Consider the following 20,136-nt stretch of genomic DNA (forward strand, 5'->3'; position numbering starts at 1 on the left):
GCACAACGACCCTGCGCGGGCCCGCTTCGCGAATCGAAACCTTGGCGTTAAAGGTGACCTCCCATGACGCGGTATGTTTTCATCACCGGCGGCGTGGTGTCCTCGCTTGGCAAAGGCCTGGCGTCGGCGGCTCTCGCAGCTCTCCTTCAAGCGCGCGGCCACACGGTCCGCCTGCGCAAGCTCGATCCCTACCTCAATGTCGATCCGGGCACGATGAGCCCGTATCAGCATGGCGAGGTCTTCGTCACCGATGACGGGGCCGAGACGGATCTCGATCTCGGCCATTACGAGCGCTTCACCGGCCGGCCCTGCAATCGGGGTGACAACATCACCACCGGTCGCATCTACATGGACATCCTGACCAAGGAGCGCCGTGGCGATTATCTCGGCGCGACCATCCAGGTCGTTCCGCACGTCACCAATGCGATCAAGGAATTCATCCTCACCGGCAATGAGGGCTATGATTTCGTCCTGATGGAAGTCGGCGGCACGGTCGGCGACATCGAGAGCCTGCCCTTCCTGGAAGCGATCCGCCAGACCAGCCAGCAATTGCCGCGCGGCCAGTGCATCTTCATCCATCTGACGCTGCTGCCCTATATTCCAACCGCGGGCGAGCTGAAGACCAAGCCGACCCAGCATTCTGTCGCCGAATTGCGCTCGATCGGCATCCAGCCCGACATCCTGCTATGCCGCACCGACCGCGAGATTCCGCGTGAGGAGCGCCGCAAGCTCGCTCTGTTCTGCAATGTCCGCGAGACCGCCGTGATCGAGGCGAGGGACGTCGCTTCGATCTACGACGTGCCGTTGTCCTACCATGCGGAGGGGCTCGACAACGAGGTTCTGGCCGCCTTCGGCATGGATGCCAGCGTCGAACCCGACATCTCGAACTGGCAGCGTATCTCCGAGCGGGTGAAGAACCCCGAGGGCGAGGTCACCATCGCCATCGTCGGCAAATATACCGGCATGAAGGACGCCTATAAGTCCCTCATCGAGGCGCTGATGCATGGTGGCATCGCCAACCGGGTGAAGGTCAATCTCGACTGGATCGAATCGGAGGTCTTCGAGAAGGAAGATCCGACCCCATTCCTCGAACATGTCCACGGCATCCTTGTGCCCGGCGGCTTCGGCCATCGCGGTGCGGAGGGCAAGATCAAGGCTGCGACCTTCGCGAGGCAGCGCAAGGTGCCGTATTTCGGCATCTGCTTCGGCATGCAGATGGCCGTCATCGAAGCGGCCCGCTCGCTCGCCCATATCGAGAAGGCGAATTCCAGCGAGTTCGGACCGACGGAGGAGCCCGTCGTGGGCCTGATGACGGAATGGATGCGCGGCAATGAGCTCGAGCAGCGCGCGGCGGACGGCAATCTCGGCGGCACCATGCGGCTCGGCGCCTATGCCTCGATCCTCGATCCCGACACCAAGATCGCCAAGATCTATGGCGGGACCGAGATTTCCGAGCGTCATCGCCATCGCTACGAGGTCAATATGAGCTATCGCGAGCGGCTCGAGGCGCAAGGGCTGAAGTTCAGCGGCGTCTCGCCCGATGGGCTCCTGCCGGAAACGGTCGAATATCCCGACCATCCCTGGTTCATCGGCGTGCAGTATCACCCCGAACTGAAGTCGCGGCCCTTCGAGCCGCACCCGCTCTTCGCAAGCTTCGTCGAGGCCGCCGTGGTGCAAAGCCGCCTGGTCTGAGCCGGCGGCGACGCCTTAGAGCAGGACGCGAAAAAGTGGGCACCGGTTTTTCGCATCCTGCTCTCACTTTTTGATGAGAGACGGATTCAGATTTCAGACGGGATCACGAAGTGACCCCGTCTGAAATCATCCGGCTCTGGCGTCGCCGCGCAACTCACGTATAGTCACGGGACAGCTTATGGCGGCCCGGGGGCGAGCGGCATGGCGATCTCGATGGCGGGGCTCCCCGCCTTTCTGCTCTATTTCGCGCTTGGTTCCGCATTGATCGCGAGCTTTGCCGCGATCTATTTGCGGATCACGGCCCATGACGAGATCGCGCTGATTCGCGCCGGAAATCTTTCGGCCGCGGTCGCGCTGGGCGGCAATCTGACGGGGTTTGCGATTCCGCTGGAAAAGGCGATCGCGCAGGCGAGCAGCATCGCCGACTGCGTGCTCTGGGCCATTGCCGCGATGCTGATCCAGTTTGCGGTCTATGGGCTCACCCGCCTCATCATTCCCGAGCTTTCGCACAAGATCGAGGAGGATCGTCTCCCCTCGGCGGCGATGCTGGCCGTCATCGCCGTGATTTCCGGCACGCTGGCGGCCGCCAGCATGACCGTCTGAGAGGGCGGCGCGGTGAAACGCTCGACCCAGATCGGACTGGCGGCGGCGGGCGTGGTGCTGGTCGCGACCGTCTGGTCGTTCTCGGGCGACGACGATGACGACAGCCTCGTCTACAACACCCTGGCTGAATGCCGCGCGGGCGGGCAATTGAGCGCGAGCCAATGCGAGCAGCGCTTCAACGAGGCCTCCGTCAATCATTTGCGCGACGCCAGGAAATTCAGCAACACCAGCGCCTGCGAGACTGAATATGGCGTCGGCTCCTGCCAGAGCGCGAGCTGGAACGGGGCGCAGGTCGTCGTTCCAGCGCTTGCCGGGATCATGCTGGCGCGCAGCCTGGCCCAGGGCGGTGGCGCGGCGCAGCCCCTGCTACCGCCGACGCGCGACGCCTGCCCGCCGGGCTCCCAGGCACAGGAATGCCAGCAGGCGCGCGGCTATGGGAACAGCTCTAACAGTAGCGGCAGAAGTTATTACGGCGGCAGCTCATCACGCGCCTATTCAACGAGTTCAGGACAAGCACTCGTTGCGCGAAGCGGCGGCTCCAGCAGCGGCGTCAGCACGACCAGCGTCGCTTCGCGCGGCGGCTTTGGCTCGACCTCGCATTCCTTCAGCTCCTCCTCCTCCTCCTGAGATGCGTCGCGTCGTCCTCGAAGCGCGCGCGGATTGGCAGACCCAGGTCGAGCGCCTCGGCTTTGCCTTCCACACCATCGACGGCGCGACCTATTGGGATGAACGCGCGGCCTATGCCTTCACGCTGGAAGAGATCGAGCGCGATATCGAGGCGCCGACCGAGGCGATCGAGCAGCTCTGCTTCGCCTTCATCGAGAAGGCGATCGGCGATGACGCGGTCCTGACCCGGCTCGCCATTCCCGAAGCGCAATGGGCCTTCATCCGCGAGAGCTGGCAGAACGGCGAGCGCAATCTCTATGGCCGGCTCGACCTGGCCTATGACGGGCGAGGGCCGGCCAAGCTGCTCGAATACAATGCCGACACGCCGACCGCCCTGTTCGAATCGAGTGTCGTGCAATGGGATTGGCTCGAACAGGCGATGGCGAATGGCAGGCTGCCCGCCGGCTGCGACCAGTTCAATTCATTGCATGAGCGATTGATCGCCGCCTTTGCCGGGCTGCGTGCACCGTCACCCTATCGCTTGCATCTCGCTTGCGTGCAGGAGAGCGTCGAAGACAAGGGCACGGTCGATTACCTGCTCGATTGCGCCAAGCAGGCCGGGCTCGACGCCCGGTTCAGCTTCATCGAAGAGATCGGCCTGCTTACCGACGGCCGTTTCTGCGACGGTTCGAATGTGCCGATCGAGACCTTGTTCAAGCTCTACCCCTGGGAATGGCTCTTCCGCGAACGCTATGCCAGCGCGCTCGCTGGCTCGCGCTGCCAGTTCATCGAGCCGCCCTGGAAGGCGCTGCTCTCGAACAAGGGTTTGCTCGCTTGCCTCTGGGAGATGGAACCCGGCCATCCCAACCTGCTACCGGCCTTCTTCGAGGGCGATCCTCGCTGCGAAAGCCTGTCGCCGCGCCGGGTTCGCAAGCCGCTCTATTCGCGCGAGGGCGCCAATATCACCTTGCTGGAACGCGGCAAGGTGCTGGACAGCGATGACGGTCCCTATGGCGCCGAGGGCTTCATCCTGCAGGACGCCGCGACCAATTTGTTCCAGTCCGATGGAAACTACGCGGTGATCGGCTCCTGGCTCGTCGCCTCGCAGGCCTGCGGCCTCTGCATCCGCGAGGATGTAACGCCGATCACCAAGAACACCTCGCGCTTCCTGCCGCACTATATCGAGCCATAGCTGCATCGCGCCATGACCTGCGCCCGATGACCTGCTAGACAAGGGGCTGTCCGAGCCTCCTGCCTTGCGAGACATCGTCATGCCTGCTGCCACCACCCCTCGCGGCCTCGACCATCTCGTCATCGGCGTGCGCGATCTCGACGCTGCCGGCGCCGTCTATGAGAAGCTCGGCTTCCGGGTTGGAGCACGCAACAGCCATCCCTGGGGCACGCAGAATCGGATCGTCCAGTTTCCGGGCTCCTTCCTGGAGCTGATCACCATCGGCGATGCCGAATCGATTCCGGAACCGGTGCCGGGTCGCTTCTCCTTCGGGGCTTTCGTGCGCGATGCCCTGGAGCGCGGCGAGGGCATGTCGATGCTGGTTCTGGAAAGCCAGGACGCCAAGGCCGATAATCTCGCCTTCAAGGCCGCCGGCATCGGCGCCTTTGAGCCCTTCTTCTTCGAGCGGCAGGCGCGCCGCCCGAGCGGGGAGGAGGTACGCGTCGCCTTCTCGCTCGCCTTTGCCGATGATGCCGCCGCGCCTGAATGCGGCTTCTTCGTCTGCGAGCAGCACGAGCCGCAGAATTTCTGGAATCCGGCCTTCCAGCAGCATGAGAATGGCGCGACCGGGCTGTCCGCGGCGATCCTGGTGACGGACGAGCCCGAGCAGCACCGCGCCTTTCTCACCGCCTTCACCGGCGGGGCCGAGATCCTCGAGGGCAATGAGGATTACGTCCTGGACCTGCCGCGCGGTCGCATCGACGTGCTCGACGGCGAGGCCGCAAGCGCGATCTACCATGTCGAGCCGGACCCGACGCCGGCGCGCTTTCTCGGATTTTGTGTGTCGGTGTCGGATCTCGAAGCCGTCGCCGCGCGGCTGAGCGCAGCGGGCGTTCCTTTCGCACAGGGCGAAGAGCGCATTGTTGTGCCGGCGGCCGCGGCGCTGGGCTGTGTCATTGCCTTCGAGCAGGGTTGAAGCCATCCTGGCCCGGCGCAGGAGACGGGGCCATCCATGATAGCTGAAGCTTTGGCGAAACTTCCGGATTTCGCCCTGTTCTTCACCGGCTCGCTGGCGCTCGTGGGCCTCTATCTGCTGATCTATACGCTCGCGACCTCGCATAACGAGTTCGGCCTGATCCGTCAGAACAACCTTGCTGCCGCACTCTCGTTGGGTTTGAGCCTCATCGGCTTTGCGTTGCCCTTGTCGAGCGCCATCGTCCATTCCACGACGATCGTGGATCTGGCGGTCTGGGGCATCGTCGCCATCATCGTGCAACTGGTCGTCTATGCGCTGGTGCGGCTGGTGCTGCCCAACCTGTCGTCGCGGATCGCTTCGGGGGAGCTCGCCGCGGCGCTCTTCCTCGGAGCCGCCTCATTGGCGGCCGGCGTCATCAACGCCGCCGCGATGAGCTACTGATCGCGCAAAGCTACTGGATCGCGCAAGACGCCGCTTCAGGCCGGTGCGCGCTCTTTGGGCAGGGTCGCGAGCAGGCCGACGAGCGCCCGGTCGTGCAGCACCACCATACGTTCCTTGGGCTTCAGCCAGATCGCGGCATCCTCGATCGTCTCGGCATCGACGAGCTTGGCCTGCGCCACGGCGCGGTCGGGCTCGATCTCGCCGCGCCGGCGCGGCTGGCCTTCCGGCAGCATCATGTCATGGGCGTGGCGCAAAGCCGCGTCGGCATGAAGCGCCACGAGCCCGTCTGCCTCGTCGAAGCCAGCTTCAGCGAATTCAGCCTGCAGCGCGTTCGCCCGCAGCGCGATGGCTGGCGGGTCGCCTTCCTCCGGCGTCACCAGTAATTTGTGCCGCTTCAGCCAGAGGCCCAGCCCCAATTGTCCCGACGCCCAGGACAGGGGAATCGCCAGCACGAGGCCGACGATCGTCGGCGACATCCAGGCAAACAGCGATGTCGCGATCATGAAGGCTGAGATGCCGGCGACGACCCCGAGCACCGTGTGGGTCCGATGCCGGCGGATGATGTCCTTCAGCGGGATCGAACCGTCGTCGCGCCGCTGCGGATTCCAGCCGGTGTCGCGCCCGAGCAGGATCTGGAAGACCGAGCCGGACTGGATCAGCATCATGATCGGCGCGAAGAAGGCGGAGAACAGGATCTCGAGCAAGGCCGAGAAGATCAGCCTGATCGCGCCGCCGCCGGCGCGCCGGAGCTTGCCGTTGACCAGGGTCAGGATCAGCCCGAAGCCCTTCGGCGCGAGCAGGATCGCCATGGTCAGCGCGAACAGGTTCAAGGCGCGCTCGGGGTCGAAGCGCGGCCAGACCGGGAAGAGCGTGAACTCCTGCGTGAAATATTCCGGCCGCGCGTAATTGACCTGCAGCACGATCAAAATACCCACGACCAGCTGCATCAACCAGAAGGGCGAGGCGAGATAGCCCATGATGCCGGTGGCGAAATGCTGGCGCGTCGACCAGACGAAACCCTTCGCCCCGATGATGCGCGAATGCTGCAGATTGCCCTGGCACCAGCGTCGGTCGCGCACCGAGATGTCGATCAGCGAGGGCGGGCTTTCCTCATAGGATCCCGTCAGGTCGGGCAGCATATAGACCGACCAGCCGGCACGGCGCATCAGCGCCGCCTCGACGAAGTCGTGGCTCAGCACATGGCCGCCGAAGGGCGGCTTGCCCTTCAGGTCAGGCAGGCCGCAATGATCGGCAAAGGCTTTCGTGCGGATGATCGCGTTATGGCCCCAGTAGTTGCCGTCGCGGCCCGACCACATGGCGAGCCCGGTCGCGATGACGGGGCCATAGACGCGGGCCGCGAATTGCTGGAGCCGCGCGAAGAAGGTGTTGCGGTTGATGATCAGCGGCAGCGACTGGATGATACCGGAATCGGGATCTGCCTCCATCGCCGCTGCAAGCCGGACGATGCAGGTGCCGGTCATCAGGCTGTCGGCGTCGAGCACGACCATATGCTCGTAATACCCGCCCCAGCGCGTGACGAAATCGGCGATGTTGCCGGCCTTGCGGTGGTGGTTCTTCGGACGATGCCGGTAATAGACGCGGGCTTCGGGACCGAGCTTTTCGCGCAGTGCCAGGAAGGCGCGTTCCTCGGCGATCCAGACATCGGCATTGGTCGTGTCGGAGACGATGAAATAATCGAAATGCGCGCCAAGGCCCGTCGCCTCGACGGATTCCTTGATTGCGGCGAGCGCAGCGAAGGTCCGCGCCGTCGATTCATTGTAGATCGGCATCACCACGACGGTGCGGTGCTGCAGCGTCTCGACCCGGCCTGTGCGTCCGCTTCCGACCAGAAGTCCGAAGAAACCCAGCAATGCGCTGGTGAAGGCGAGCGCGATCCATGAGAAATTGACCGTGAACAGCACGAGCAAGACGTACTGCAGCGAGGTCGTGCGGCTCACCGACACGACATTGTACATTTCCCAGGCGCCATAGGCGGTCAGCACCATGCCACCGCCGAAGACGAATAATCGTTTCAGCCAGGGCGTCGTCCAGAGCTTCGGCAAGGCGGGCTTGCGCCGGTCGGACGCCTTCCAGCTTCGAAAGGATTGCACCGGCATGAGCAGCCGGTTCTCGGGCGGTGTCGCTGGCTCGGCGCTGACCGCATAGCGTCGCGCTTCAGTCCCAGCGGCCGTATCCGGCCGCGCTGCGGTCACCACGTCCATCGATTCAACCAGGTTTCCGAGACCGGCTGACCGCCGGACTGCAAGACGAGCCTGAGCTCGCTCAAATTCTCCGTGCCGGGATCGACCTCGAAGCCGACGCGCATCAGCTTGCGCTCTGGATAGGGCCAGATCCGGACATTCTGGATCGTGCCCGGCGTCGCAGTGATGTTGGCGCGGGTGGAAGCGACCACCGCGGCATCGGCCAGGCGGTCGCCGGTGAAGTCGACGATGAAGCGGCGGCGGCGGGCTTGCGAGCCGCGTCCTTGCCGCACGCGCCCCGAGACCGCCAGCGCCGGCCGCTCCGGCGGCTGCCAGCACCAGGCCTGCCGATAGGCCAGTGTCGTCTCGCTGCCCGGTGCCAGCACCTGGCGCGGTCGCCAATAGAGGATGACGTTCTTGTTCACATCGGAATCGCTGGGGATCTCGATGAGCTGCACCGAACCCGCGCCCCATTCGCCGAGCGGCTCGACCCAGACGCTCGGCCTCAATTCGAAACGCTGGTCGTCATCCTGGAACGCAGCAGGATCGCGCTCGCGCTCAACCAGGCCGAAACCGCGCGGGTTGGAGTCCATGAAGGACGAAACCTGCAAGGTCGCCGGATTGTTCACGGGGCGGTAGATCCATTCGCCATTGCCCGTCAGCATCTGCACCCCGGACACCTCATGCACGGAGGGGCGCAGATCGTCGAAGCTGCGCCGGCTCTGCGGGCCCGAGAGGAAGGTGCCCATCGTGCAGCCCAGGCCGACATGGTCCAGCGCCTGCCGTGCGAACAGCGTCATCTCGACATCGATCAGGGTGACGTCGCCAGGCCGCAACGTCATCCGCACCGCGCCGGTGAGGCTTTCCGAATCGAGCAATGCGTGGATGACGAGCGAGCCGGAAGCGGGGCTCGGCCGCTCGATCCAGAAGGCGCGGAAGAACGGAATCTCCTCACCGCGCGTCTCGCCCGGCCGCAGGATCAGCGCCCGCGCCGTCGAGCCATAATTCTGTCCGCGCGCCAGCGAACGAAAGAAGGTCGCGCCCTGGAAGATCGCAACCTCATAGGGCCGTTCCAGCCCGGTCGCGATCCGCATTCCGGAGAATTGCAGGTCGACATTCGCCGGCGGCGGGGTGACGCGGCCATAGTCGAACTTGCCGCGGTCGAAGGCGACGCGGCGCACGATCTCGTCCTCGACCGTGAACAGGCTGACCGGGCTGGAGAAGACGTAGCCGCGATGCAGCGGCTCGATGGTGAAGCCGCGATTCTCTCCGGCCCAGATCAGGCCGCCGGGTTGCGCCCTGATTCCCGAATACTGATCGAAGGGCAGGGTGGTATAACCGTCCGGCAGATCGGTCGCGACGATCGGCACCAACGGGCGGCGCGCCAGTTGCCGCGCGGTCTCGACGACCAGGGCTGGGTCGAATTTCTGGCCCTCGGCGATCACGGACTGAACGAGCGCCGCCCAGCTGCTTTGCGCAGCCGCCGGCGTCGCGCTGATCAGTGGCGCGGAGGCCAGGCCGATCGCCGCGCCTTCCAGAAACTGCCGACGATTCAAGGATTTCGACATGATATCCAACATAGACGGGCGACGCCCTCGCCCTCTCGCGCTTCTAGAGCATTTCCCGGCGATCTGAAAAGCGTTTGCGTCCGGAAAATGCAGATGGTCGCGTTCCTAGAGACTGTTTCTTACGTCGCCGTATACAATGCCGCCGTCTACCGACCGGGTGCGCCGCAACGGCAGCTTTCGGAAGCGACTTTGGCAAATGCCGGCAGGATCGGCTATCCACGGCGTTCGCAACACCACCATGCGCCAGATCGCCAGCGACGACCCGGGAAGTGGCCGGCAGGGTTTGCCGTTGGGGCGCCAAGGGAAACGATAATCATGACCAAAATGCAGTCCGGCCGGTCCTGTCTCGCCATCATTCTCGCGGCTGGCGAGGGCACGCGCATGAAATCGCGGCGGCCGAAGGTGCTGCACGAGATCGGTGGCCGCTCGCTATTGGCTCATGCGCTCGCTGCTGTGGCGGAGGCCGGAGCCGATACGGTCGTGGTCGTGATCGGCCCCGACCGGCCCGATGTCGCAAGCGAGGTCCGCGCGCTGCTGCCCTCGGCTGCGATCGCGATCCAGGCCGAGCGGCGCGGCACGGCACATGCCGTGCTCGCGGCGCGCGAGGCGCTGTCGGGCAAGCATGACGACATCCTGGTCGCCTTCGCGGATACGCCTCTCATCCGGCCGCAGACTTTGCTCGGCCTCCGCAAGGCGCTGGCTGAGGGCGCGAGCGTCGCTGCGCTTGGCTTCGAGGCGCAAGATCCGGCTGGCTACGGGCGGTTCGTGTCCAGGGACGGCGAACTCGTGGCCATCGTCGAGCATAAGGACGCAACCGAGGCGCAACGCGCGATCCGCTTGTGCAATGCCGGGCTGATGGCACTCGACGGCCGGCAGGCGCTATCAATCCTGGAGGCGATCGGGAGCGCTAATGCGCAAGGCGAGTTCTACCTGACCGATGCCGTTAGCGTTGCGCGCGAACGAGGGCTGAAGGCGGTCGCGCTGCAGGCCGCCGAGAGCGAGGTGCAAGGCGTCAACGATCGCGCGCAGCTTGCTGCCGCGGAAGCTGAATTCCAAAAACGCAAGCGACTGGAGGCGATGAAGCAGGGTGCTACCCTGATCGCGCCTGAGACGGTGTTCTTCAGCTTCGACACGGAGTTGGGGCAAGATGTTCTGGTCGAGCCCAATGTCGTCTTCGGCCCGGGCGTCACCGTCGCTGACGGCGCAGTCATCCACGCCTTTTCGCATCTGGAGGGGGCGGAAGTCGGCCCTGGCGCGACGGTCGGCCCCTATGGCCGCCTGCGTCCGGGAGCAAAGCTCGGGGCCAATGCCAAGGTCGGCAATTTCGTGGAGATCAAGGCTGCCGATATCGGCGAAGGCGCCAAGGTCAGCCATCTCACCTATATCGGCGATGCCAGTGTCGGCGCCGATGCCAATATCGGCGCCGGCACCATCACCTGCAACTATGACGGCTTCTTCAAGTACAGGACGTTGATCGGAGCCGGCGCCTTCGTCGGCTCCAATTCCGCACTGGTCGCGCCGGTGACGATCGGCGACCGGGCGATCATCGGCTCGGGCTCGGTGATCACGAAGGATGTTCCAGCCGATGCGCTGGCTATCGGCCGCGGCCGTCAGATCGAGCGTGAAGGTTGGGCGAAGACATTCCGCGACAAGGCCGTGGCGAAGAAGTCCGCAGCCAAGAAAACGCCGGAATAAACCTTAAAAACGGCTTTCCCTGCAAGCCGCCGTTCATAGTTCTACATTTAGAGTGATTGGGCATGTTCGCCGTTGCCCGCTATGCGGTGTGCCAACGGTAACGTCTGAAGAGGTTTTGGCATGTGCGGCATCGTGGGCATTCTGGGCAAGGAAGCGGTCGCGCCGCAGGTCGTCGAGGCGCTGCGGCGGCTCGAATATCGCGGCTATGACTCGGCTGGCGTCGCGACGCTGGAAAACGGCCTGCTCGCCCGCCGCCGTGCCGAAGGCAAGCTCAAGAACCTCGAGATCAGGCTCTCGAACGAGCCGCTCGAAGGTCTGATCGGCATCGGCCACACCCGCTGGGCCACCCATGGCAAGCCCAACGAGACCAACGCCCATCCCCACGCGACCGAAAAACTCGCGGTCGTCCATAACGGCATCATCGAGAATTTCCGCGAGCTCAAGGTCGAGCTCGAGGCCGACGGCTACGTCTTCAAGACGCAAACCGACACCGAGATCGTTGCCCAATTGGTCACGCGCGAGCTCGATCGCGGCAAGAAGCCCGTCGCGGCAATCGCGCATTGCCTGCCGCGTTTGCGCGGGGCCTTCGCGCTGGCCTTCCTGTTCCAGGGTGAGGAAGACCTGCTGATCGGCGCGCGCAACGGGCCGCCATTGGCTGTCGGCGTCGGTGACGGCGAGATGTACCTGGGCTCGGATGCCGTCGCACTGGCGCCCTTCACCAATCTCATCGCTTATCTGGAGGAGGGCGATTGGGTCGTCCTCAACCGCAAGGGCGCGACCTTCTACGACAAGGCGAATGTCCAGGTCGAACGGCGCGCACGTCGCGTCGCCGCCGGCAGCATGCTGGTCGACAAGGGCAATCATCGCCACTTCATGGCGAAGGAAATTCACGAGCAGCCCGAGGTCGTCGCTCACACGCTGACGCAATATCTCGACATGGCGGCCGGCACGCTGAGGCAGCCTTTCGAGCCCAGCGTGGAATGGAAAGACCTGTCCCGACTCTCCATTTCCGCCTGCGGCACGGCCTATTACGCCGGACTCACGGCGAAATACTGGTTCGAGCGGCTGGCGCGCCTGCCGGTCGAGATCGATGTCGCCTCCGAGTTCCGCTACCGCGAGGCACCGATGCCCGAGAACGGGCTCGCGCTCTTCATCTCGCAATCGGGCGAGACCGCCGACACGCTGGCCTGCCTGAAATATGCCAAGCAGGAGCGCCAGACGATCCTGTCGGTCGTGAACATGCCGACTTCGACCATTGCCCGCGAGAGCGATGCGGTTGCTCCCACGCTCGCCGGCCCCGAGATCGGCGTTGCCTCGACCAAGGCCTTCACCTGCCAATTGACCGCGCTTGCATGCCTGGCGCTTGCAGCCGCGCGCGCGCGGGGCACGCTCTCGGCGGAGGACGAGATCCGCCATGTCCAGCATCTGATCGCACTGCCCGGCCTGCTGGCGAAGGCGCTCGAGCTCGAACCCGAGATCGAAAGGCTCGCCCGCGAGCTCTCCAAGGCGAGCGACGTGCTCTATCTCGGCCGCGGCACGAGTTTCCCGCTGGCGCTCGAGGGCGCGCTGAAGCTGAAGGAAATCAGCTATATCCACGCCGAAGGTTACGCGGCGGGCGAGCTCAAGCACGGTCCGATCGCATTGATCGACGAAGACATGCCGGTCATCGTCGTCGCGCCCCATGACGCGCTCTTCGAGAAGACCGCGTCGAACATGCAGGAGGTCGCGGCGCGTGGCGGGCGGATCATCCTGATCACCGACGCCAGGGGCGCGGCCGAATGCGGAATCACCCCCGAGACGACGATCATCATGCCGGAGATGGACCCGCTCTTCGCGCCGATTGTCTACGCGCTGCCGATCCAGATGATCGCCTACCAGACCGCCGTCTTCATGGGTAAGGACGTCGATCAGCCGCGCAATCTGGCGAAGTCCGTCACGGTGGAGTGACGGCTGTTCGCGAGCCGGCTTCGGCCGGCTCGCGGCGAACTGACATCAAACGGCAATATGCCGGGGCGAGCTTGTTCGCCGGGCTGCGCCACGGTCGTTGAATTCTGCCGGGTCCTTGAATTCTGCTGGGAGCGTTGGCACGTCTGTCGCATGGTGGCCGGCCAATGGCGGCTGAACGCCCGACTGACCGGAACCTTCGCATGACCGCCGGCCCGCCCGATCCCCGCCTCATCATCCAGACCGACCTGTTGCGCCCAAAGGCCGGCACGCGGCTGCGGCGCTATTTCCTGACCGGGCTCGTCATCGCGGCTCCTCTGGCGATCACGGCCTCCGTGACCTGGTGGTTCATCACCCTGATCGACGGGCTGGTGAAGCCGCTGATCCCGAACTCCTATCTGCCTGATTCCTATCTGCCGTTTCCGATTCCCGGCCTTGGCATCATCATCGGCTTGATCGGACTGACGCTGCTCGGCTTCCTCACCGCCAACCTGGTCGGCCGCACCTTGATCGAGGCGGGCGAGGCGCTGCTCAATCGCATGCCGGTGGTGCGTAGCCTCTACAAGGGCGTGAAGCAGGTCTTCGAGACCATCTTCTCGCAATCGGGCACCTCGTTCCGAAAAGTCGGGATGGTGCAGTTCCCGCAGCCGGGCATGTGGTCGATCGTCTTCATCGCGCAGGAAGCCGCGCCCGAGATCGCCGAAAAACTGCCCGATGGAAATGAGCAGATCGGCGTTTTCCTGCCCTGCACGCCGAACCCGACGACGGGCTTCTTCTTCTACCTGCCGCGCAAGGAGGTCGTCGAACTGACGATCTCCGTCGAGGATGGCGCCAAGCTGATCATGTCGGCGGGGCTGATCCAGCCGGGGGAGGCCGCGCCGAAGCTGATGCCGGGCACGGATAGCGGCAAATAGCTCACCGCTTCAGCACCAGCCATGACAGGCCCCACAAAGCGGCGGCACACTGGCCCGAACAGCCGGGGTGCACTTGATCGGGATTGCTACCCCGCGCGCAACAGCCTGATCGCGACGTCGCGCTCGAACAGGTAGAGCAATGTCCTCACAGCCTCGCCACGCGGGCCCTCGAGATGCGGATCGCGCTCGATCAGCAGGCGGGCATCGTCGCGCGCGGCGGCGAGCAGATCGCCATCCGTTTCCGGTCGCGCGACCTGCCAGTCCGGCGAGCCCGACTGTTTTGTGCCCAGCATCTCGCCTTCGCCGCGCAGCCTCAGATCCTCCTCGGCGATACGAAAGCCGTCCTCGGTTTCGCGCATGATGGTCAGCCGTGCTTCGGCCACCGGCCCCAGAGGCCCCTTGTAGAGCAAGAGGCAGGTCGAGGCGGCCGAGCCGCGCCCGATGCGCCCACGCAATTGGTGAAGCTGCGCCAGACCGAAGCGTTCGGCATGTTCGATCACCATCACGCTGGCATTGGGCACATCGACACCGACCTCGATCACCGTGGTCGAGATCAGGATGCGCGTTTGGCCCGCCACGAAAGCCGACATCGCCGCATCCTTGTCGCGCCCCGGCATCTGGCCGTGCAGCAGCCCGACCTGGTCGCCGAAGAACTCACGCAGAGCATCGAAACGCTCCTGCGCGGCGGCGACATCGAGCGTGTCGGATTCCTGCACCAAGGGGCAGACCCAATAAACCTGGGCGCCGGCCTCGACCGCGCGCCCGACCGCGCCGACGACCTCGTCATAGCGGTCGAGCGAGATCGCCTTGGTCGCGATCGGCTTTCGCCCCGCCGGCTTCTCGGCCAGCACGGAAATATCCATGTCTCCGAACCAGGTCAGCGACAGGGTGCGCGGGATCGGCGTCGCCGTCATCACCAGGATATCGACCGCTTCGCCCTTGGAACCGAGCAGCAGGCGCTGATGCACGCCGAAGCGATGCTGCTCATCGACGATGGCAAGCGCGAGATCGCGAAAGGCGACCCCCTCCTGGAACAGTGCATGGGTGCCGACCGCGATCGCGATCTCGCCATTCGCCAGCCCCTCAAGCACGCGGGCCCGGCCCGGGCCCTTTTCGCGCCCGGTCAGCAATGCGAGCTTGAGGCCTGCGGCTTGCGCGAGCGGCGCCAATCGCTCGGCATGCTGGCGCGCCAGGATTTCGGTCGGGGCCATCAGCACGGATTGCCGCCCGGCCTCGGCGGCGGCGGCCATCGCCATCAAGGCGACGACCGTCTTGCCCGAGCCGACATCGCCCTGCAGCAATCGCAGCATGCGTTCGGGCTTTTCCATGTCGTCATGGATGTCTGTGAGGGCCTGCCGCTGGCCCTGCGTCAGCGTGAAGGGCAGGGCGCCCTCGATCCGCCGCCGCAACACACCATCCCCAGTGGTCGCCCGCCCGGCCAGCTTCTTCTGCTGCCGTCGCACCAGAGCAAGCGCGATCTGGCTCGCCAGCAATTCGTCATAGGCGACGCGACGACGCGCGATCGTGTCGCCCTCGATCGCCTTGAGATCGGGCGGATGATGCAAGGCCTGCATCGCCTCGAAGAAGGGCGGAAACCCGCTCTTCGCCAGGAAGCCCGGGTCCTGCCATTCCGCCAGATCCGGGCATTTTTCTGCAGCCGCGCCTGCTATCCGCGTCATCACCCGCGCACTGAGGCCTTCGGTCAGTCCGTAGACCGGTTCGATCGCCGGCAATGTCGAAGCAACTTTGGGGTCGAGGATGCGGTCGGGATGCACCATCTGGCGCATGCCGTCCCAGAGCTCCAGCTTGCCGGAGATGAGCCGATAGGCACCGATCGGCAGGGTCTGCAGGAGATGGCGCACATCGGCATGGAAGAACACCAGCGTCACGTCGCCGGTCTCGTCCTCGACGATGATGCGATAGGGCGCCTTCGCCTTGGTGGGCGGTGCGGGGCGATGCTCGGTCACCTGCGCGTTGAAGGTCGCGACATCGCCGATCGGCGCATCGGCGATCGAAGGGCTCGGCCGGCGGTCGATCGCACCGGTCGGCAAGCGAAACAGCAGGTCGATGACGCGTGCGGGGCGCGTCTCGTCGCCGAGGAGCTTGTCCAGCAGCTTGCCGAGCTTGGGGCCGACGCCCGGCAGCGTCGTCACCGGGGCGAATAGCGGGTCGAGAAGGGATGGGCGCAAGCGGCTACTCGGGACATGTCAGGAGTGCGAAGATCTTCGGCGTTCTGCCGCTGACTTCGCCGGGTCGCAACGCTATATAGCGCGCGACGGCAGGCTCCGCGACGGGGCCGGCCCGATCGTCATTGCACCGTTCCAGATTTCTTGCCCGATTTCTTGCCCGAGGTTTTCACATGAGTGGCTCGACGAGGACCAGCGCCGATCTCGACCCGCGCCGGCGAAAGATCCTGTTTCGCGCCTGGCATCGCGGCATGCGCGAGACCGATCTGATCATGGGCCGCTTCGCCGACGCCGAGATCGACAAGCTGAGCGACGCCGAACTCGATCTGTTCGAGCAATTGATCGAAGTGCTCGACCGCGACCTGCTGTCATGGATCACGGGCGAAGCCGAGGTTCCCGCGAATTACGACACCGAGGTGTTCCGGCGGCTGAAGGCGTTCCATCACCACGGCAAGCCGATTCATGTGTGAGACGATGAGGCGCGCGCCCGCGCCCTCGTCCTGGTCGGGCTTGACCCGACCATCTCTGAAACCAGTGGTCCGTTGCCCCGAGATTCTCGGGACAAGCCCGAGAATGACGCTTTCCATATGAGCATCCCGCCTCCCGCCCAACTCGCCAAACTCCAGAGCGATCGCATTCTCGATGCGCTGAATCGTGGCGACAAGCCGACGCTCGCCAGCGTTCCCGATGGATTCGACGCCGTCATCCTGGCCGATCTCGTACGCGCCCGGGCGAAGAAGGCCGAAGGCGCAGCCCTGCTCGTCTTCATCGCCCGTGACGGCCAGCGCCTGCAGGTGCTTGAGAACGCCTTGCAATTCGTTGCGCCCGATCTCGAGGTGATGTCCTTCCCGGCCTGGGATTGTCAGCCCTATGATCGCGTCTCGCCGGCCCCCTCGATCGTCGCGCATCGCATGACGACGCTGTCGCGGCTCGCCAAGACGAAGTCCGGCGACAAGCCGCGCCTGCTGCTGACCACCGTCAATGCGGCGCTCCAGCGTGTGCCGGCCTTCAGCAAGGTGGCCTCCGAGAGCTTTTCGGCCGCGCCGGGCAACATGGTCGATACCGAGCAGCTCGCGCGCTGGCTCGACATGAACGGCTACTTGCGCACCTCGACCGTGCGCGAGACCGGCGAGTTCGCCGTGCGCGGCGGCATCGTCGATCTCTTCCCGCCGGGCATGCCCGCGCCGATCCGGCTCGATTTCTTTGGCGATACGCTGGAATCGATCCGCACCTTCGATCCCGAGACACAGCGCACCACCGGGCAATTGCGCGGGCTCGACCTCGTGCCGATGTCCGAGGCGCAGATGACCAGCGAAAGCATCAAGCGCTTTCGCCAGAGCTACATCACGACCTTCGGCACGCCTGGCCGCGACGACACGCTCTATGAGGCGGTCAGCGAGGGCCGTCGCCCGGCCGGGCTCGAGCATTGGCTGCCGCTGCTGGCGGACAAGCTCGACACGCTCTTCGCCTATCTGCCCGATGTGCCGCTGGTGCTCGACGCCCAGGCCGAGGACGCCGTCGGCGAGCGCATCAGCCTGATCAAGGACTATTACGACGCCCGCAAGGCGGCGATGGACCAGCCGAGCGCCGGCGGCGCGCCCTATAAGCCGCTGCTGCCGAACGCGCTCTATCTCTCGCCGTCGGAATGGCGCGGTATCGCCGACCAGGCGGGTGTCGCCGCGTTGACGCCGTTCCAGTTGCCCGACAGCGACGGCAAGCTGATCGTCGATCTCGGCGCGCGTCAGGGCCGCAGCTTCGCCGCCGAACGCGCCGACAATGCCGGCAGCGTGTTCGATGCAGCCGTCGCCCATGTGAAGGCGCTGCAGGCCGATGGCCGCCGCGTCATCCTAGCCGCCTGGTCGGAAGGCTCGCGCGAGCGCCTGGCGCATGTGCTGGCTGATCACGGCCTGAAGACCGTGCAGATGACGGGTTCGCTGCGCGCCGCCTTCGATCTCAAGCCCGGCACGACGGCGCTGGCTGTCTGGGGCTTCGAGACCGGTTTCGAGGCCGGCAAGCTCGCGGTCATCGGCGAGCAGGACATCCTGGGCGACCGCCTCGTGCGCCCGCGCAAGAAGACGCGCCGGCCGCAGGATTTCATCGCCGAACTGTCATCGCTCAGCCCCGGCGATCTCGTCGTCCATGTCGATCACGGCATCGGCCGCTTCATTGGCCTGCGCACGATCACGGCGGTGGGCGCGCCGCATGACTGCCTCGAAATCCACTATGCGGCAGATTCGAAGCTCTTCCTGCCGGTCGAAAACATCGAATTGCTCTCGCGCTACGGCTCGGAGGACACCGATGTTCCGCTCGACCGTCTCGGCGGTGGCGGCTGGCAGGCGCGCAAGGCCAAGCTGAAGCAGCGCATCCGCGAGATGGCGGGCAAGCTGATCGCGATCGCAGCCGCCCGCGCACTCAAGGAAGCCCCGCGCCTGGTCCCACAGGAAGGGCTCTATGACGAGTTCTGCGCCCGCTTCCCGTTCGAGGAGACCGAGGACCAGCAGGCCACGATCGATGCCGTGCTCGACGATATGGCAGCGGGGAGGCCGATGGACCGGCTGGTCTGCGGCGATGTCGGCTTCGGCAAGACAGAGGTCGCGCTGCGGGCCGCTTTTGCCTGCGCGCTGAATGGCAAGCAGGTCGCGGTCGTGGTCCCCACCACGCTGCTGGCGCGCCAGCACTACCGCAATTTCGCCGAGCGCTTCAAAGGGCTGCCGGTCCATGTCGGCCAGGCCTCGCGCTTCGTGGCCGCGGCCGATCTCAAGGCGGTGAAGGCCGGCATCAAGGACGGCACGATGGATATCGTCGTCGGCACCCATGCGCTGCTGGGAAAGGCGATCGAGTTCAAGGATCTCGGCCTTGTCATCGTCGATGAGGAGCAGCATTTCGGCGTCAACCATAAGGAGCGGCTGAAGGAGTTCCGCGCCGAGGTCCATATGCTGACCCTGACGGCGACGCCGATCCCGCGTACGCTTCAGCTCGCGATGACCGGCGTGCGCGAGCTCTCGATCATCGCGACGCCGCCGGTCGACCGGCTTGCGGTGCGCACGTTCGTGACACCTTTCGACCCGCTGATCGTGCGCGAGGCGCTGTTGCGCGAGCGCTATCGCGGCGGGCGCAGCTTCTATGTCGTGCCGCGCATCGAGGACATTTCCGACGTCAAGGATTTCCTGGACAAGCAGGTGCCCGAGGCCAAGGTCGGCATCGCCCATGGTCAGATGGCGGCAGGCCAGCTCGAGGACGTCATGACGGCCTTCTATGAGGGCCAGTACGACGTGCTGCTCTCGACTACGATCGTCGAATCGGGCCTCGATATTCCCAATGCCAACACGCTCATCGTCCACCGCGCCGACATGTTTGGCCTCGCCCAGCTTTATCAGCTCAGGGGGCGTGTCGGCCGCTCGAAGATCCGTGCCTATGCGCTCTTCACCATGCCGGCCAACCGCAAGCTGACCGAGCAGGCCGAGCGCCGCCTCAAGGTCCTGCAGTCGTTGGACACGCTGGGCGCAGGCTTCCAGCTCGCCAGCCATGATCTCGATATTCGCGGCGCCGGCAATTTGCTCGGCGACGAGCAGTCGGGCCATATCAAGGAAGTCGGCTACGAACTCTACCAGCAGATGCTGGAGGAGGCGGTCGCGGCACTGAAGTCCGGTGTCGATTTCGAGAGCGACGCACAATGGTCGCCGACGATCCAGATCGGCGCGCCGGTGATGATCCCCGAGCATTACGTCACCGACCTGACGCTCAGGCTCACGCTCTACAAGCGGCTCTCGACGCTGGACGACGATGGCGACATCCAGTCCTTCGGCGCGGAATTGGTCGATCGCTTCGGCCCGCTGCCGGACGAGGTGCAGCAGCTTCTGGAAATCGTCGCGATCAAGGCCCTGTGCAAACGCGCCAATGTCGAGAAGGTCGAAGCCGGCCCCAAGGGCATCATCGTCGCCTTCCGCGACAATGAGTTCGCCAATCCCGAGGGCCTCGTGGGCTATGTCGCCAAGATTGGCACATTGGCGAAGGTCCGCCCCGACATGCGCGTGGTCTTCATCGACGATTTCGAGACGGCGGAAGCGCGCCTCAAGGGTACGCGCCGCCTGCTGACGGACCTGGCCCGGATTGCCGAGCGCAAGAAGGCGGCTTGAAAG

14 protein-coding genes are annotated in these 20,136 nt (G+C 65.1%); 11 read left to right on the forward strand and 3 right to left on the reverse strand.

The features are described 5' to 3' along the window. Nucleotides 1–63: 63 nt before the first annotated feature. The 6 genes from RMR04_RS13925 to RMR04_RS13950 all read left to right on the forward strand — a co-directional run bounded on the left by RMR04_RS13925 (nucleotide 64) and on the right by RMR04_RS13950 (nucleotide 5,489). Complete coding sequence (locus RMR04_RS13925) at nucleotides 64–1,692, forward strand: CTP synthase (RefSeq protein ID WP_311915183.1); 1,629 nt, start codon at nucleotides 64–66, stop codon at nucleotides 1,690–1,692. 201 nt (nucleotides 1,693–1,893) lie between these two features. Continuing rightward, nucleotides 1,894–2,295: a DUF350 domain-containing protein gene (locus RMR04_RS13930; protein WP_311915184.1), complete on the forward strand. Its 402-nt coding sequence runs from the start codon at nucleotides 1,894–1,896 to the stop codon at nucleotides 2,293–2,295. A gap of 12 nt (nucleotides 2,296–2,307) precedes the next feature. Then, complete coding sequence (locus tag RMR04_RS13935) at nucleotides 2,308–2,922, forward strand: DUF1190 domain-containing protein (RefSeq protein WP_311915185.1); 615 nt, start codon at nucleotides 2,308–2,310, stop codon at nucleotides 2,920–2,922. 1 nt (nucleotide 2,923) lies between these two features. Continuing rightward, entirely contained in the window at nucleotides 2,924–4,093 is a 1,170-nt protein-coding gene (locus RMR04_RS13940) for a glutathionylspermidine synthase family protein (protein WP_311915186.1), read from the forward strand. A gap of 79 nt (nucleotides 4,094–4,172) precedes the next feature. Continuing rightward, complete coding sequence (locus tag RMR04_RS13945; RefSeq protein WP_311915188.1) at nucleotides 4,173–5,048, forward strand: VOC family protein; 876 nt, start codon at nucleotides 4,173–4,175, stop codon at nucleotides 5,046–5,048. A 36-nt stretch (nucleotides 5,049–5,084) separates the two neighbouring features. After that, entirely contained in the window at nucleotides 5,085–5,489 is a 405-nt protein-coding gene (locus tag RMR04_RS13950) for a DUF350 domain-containing protein (RefSeq protein WP_311915189.1), read from the forward strand. Between the two features lie 35 nt (nucleotides 5,490–5,524). Here RMR04_RS13950 and mdoH read toward each other — a convergent pair whose 3' ends face one another. After that, nucleotides 5,525–7,711, reverse strand: a complete 2,187-nt coding sequence (gene mdoH, locus RMR04_RS13955) for a glucans biosynthesis glucosyltransferase MdoH (RefSeq protein WP_311915191.1) — start codon at nucleotides 7,709–7,711, stop codon at nucleotides 5,525–5,527. Beyond that, on the reverse strand, nucleotides 7,699–9,258 hold the full coding sequence (locus RMR04_RS13960) for an OpgD/OpgG family glucan biosynthesis protein (protein WP_311915192.1): 1,560 nt from the start codon (nucleotides 9,256–9,258) through the stop codon (nucleotides 7,699–7,701). Before RMR04_RS13960 ends, mdoH begins: the two co-directional genes overlap by 13 nt. A gap of 324 nt (nucleotides 9,259–9,582) precedes the next feature. On the opposite strand from RMR04_RS13960, the gene glmU reads away from it, so the two are divergent. From glmU to RMR04_RS13975, 3 genes are all read left to right on the forward strand, one after another. Further along, entirely contained in the window at nucleotides 9,583–10,953 is a 1,371-nt protein-coding gene (gene glmU, locus RMR04_RS13965) for a bifunctional UDP-N-acetylglucosamine diphosphorylase/glucosamine-1-phosphate N-acetyltransferase GlmU (protein ID WP_311915833.1), read from the forward strand. Nucleotides 10,954–11,073: 120 nt separating this feature from the next. Continuing rightward, nucleotides 11,074–12,900: a glutamine--fructose-6-phosphate transaminase (isomerizing) gene (gene glmS / locus RMR04_RS13970; RefSeq protein ID WP_311915193.1), complete on the forward strand. Its 1,827-nt coding sequence runs from the start codon at nucleotides 11,074–11,076 to the stop codon at nucleotides 12,898–12,900. Nucleotides 12,901–13,100: 200 nt separating this feature from the next. Continuing rightward, the gene (locus tag RMR04_RS13975; RefSeq protein ID WP_311915195.1) at nucleotides 13,101–13,811 is read left to right on the forward strand and encodes a DUF502 domain-containing protein; all 711 of its coding nucleotides are present in this window, start codon (nucleotides 13,101–13,103) and stop codon (nucleotides 13,809–13,811) included. Between the two features lie 86 nt (nucleotides 13,812–13,897). Here the strand turns inward: RMR04_RS13975 and recG are convergent, their stop codons facing one another. After that, on the reverse strand, nucleotides 13,898–16,000 hold the full coding sequence (gene recG / locus RMR04_RS13980; RefSeq protein WP_311915196.1) for an ATP-dependent DNA helicase RecG: 2,103 nt from the start codon (nucleotides 15,998–16,000) through the stop codon (nucleotides 13,898–13,900). Between the two features lie 170 nt (nucleotides 16,001–16,170). Here recG and RMR04_RS13985 point away from each other — a divergent pair, with 170 nt between their 5' ends. Continuing rightward, nucleotides 16,171–16,467: an FAD assembly factor SdhE gene (locus tag RMR04_RS13985; protein ID WP_311915197.1), complete on the forward strand. Its 297-nt coding sequence runs from the start codon at nucleotides 16,171–16,173 to the stop codon at nucleotides 16,465–16,467. Nucleotides 16,468–16,584: 117 nt separating this feature from the next. Next, complete coding sequence (gene mfd, locus RMR04_RS13990) at nucleotides 16,585–20,133, forward strand: transcription-repair coupling factor (protein WP_311915198.1); 3,549 nt, start codon at nucleotides 16,585–16,587, stop codon at nucleotides 20,131–20,133. Nucleotides 20,134–20,136: the final 3 nt, after the last annotated feature.

The sequence above is a fragment of the Bosea sp. 685 genome (assembly GCF_031884435.1).
Taxonomy (GTDB): domain Bacteria; phylum Pseudomonadota; class Alphaproteobacteria; order Rhizobiales; family Beijerinckiaceae; genus Allobosea.

Excerpts from the sequence above, each read along its gene's own strand:
- RMR04_RS13925 (WP_311915183.1), top strand. The coding sequence starts at position 64 with ATGACGCGGTATGTTTTCATCACCGGCGGCGTGGTGTCCTCGCTTGGC.
- RMR04_RS13975 (WP_311915195.1), top strand. The coding sequence starts at position 13,101 with ATGACCGCCGGCCCGCCCGATCCCCGCCTCATCATCCAGACCGACCTG.
- mdoH (WP_311915191.1), bottom strand. The coding sequence starts at position 7,711 with ATGGACGTGGTGACCGCAGCGCGGCCGGATACGGCCGCTGGGACTGAA.
- RMR04_RS13960 (WP_311915192.1), bottom strand. The coding sequence starts at position 9,258 with ATGTCGAAATCCTTGAATCGTCGGCAGTTTCTGGAAGGCGCGGCGATC.
- RMR04_RS13985 (WP_311915197.1), top strand. The coding sequence starts at position 16,171 with ATGAGTGGCTCGACGAGGACCAGCGCCGATCTCGACCCGCGCCGGCGA.
- glmS (WP_311915193.1), top strand. The coding sequence starts at position 11,074 with ATGTGCGGCATCGTGGGCATTCTGGGCAAGGAAGCGGTCGCGCCGCAG.
- RMR04_RS13945 (WP_311915188.1), top strand. The coding sequence starts at position 4,173 with ATGCCTGCTGCCACCACCCCTCGCGGCCTCGACCATCTCGTCATCGGC.
- RMR04_RS13950 (WP_311915189.1), top strand. The coding sequence starts at position 5,085 with ATGATAGCTGAAGCTTTGGCGAAACTTCCGGATTTCGCCCTGTTCTTC.
- RMR04_RS13940 (WP_311915186.1), top strand. The coding sequence starts at position 2,924 with ATGCGTCGCGTCGTCCTCGAAGCGCGCGCGGATTGGCAGACCCAGGTC.
- RMR04_RS13930 (WP_311915184.1), top strand. The coding sequence starts at position 1,894 with ATGGCGATCTCGATGGCGGGGCTCCCCGCCTTTCTGCTCTATTTCGCG.
- glmU (WP_311915833.1), top strand. The coding sequence starts at position 9,583 with ATGCAGTCCGGCCGGTCCTGTCTCGCCATCATTCTCGCGGCTGGCGAG.
- mfd (WP_311915198.1), top strand. The coding sequence starts at position 16,585 with ATGAGCATCCCGCCTCCCGCCCAACTCGCCAAACTCCAGAGCGATCGC.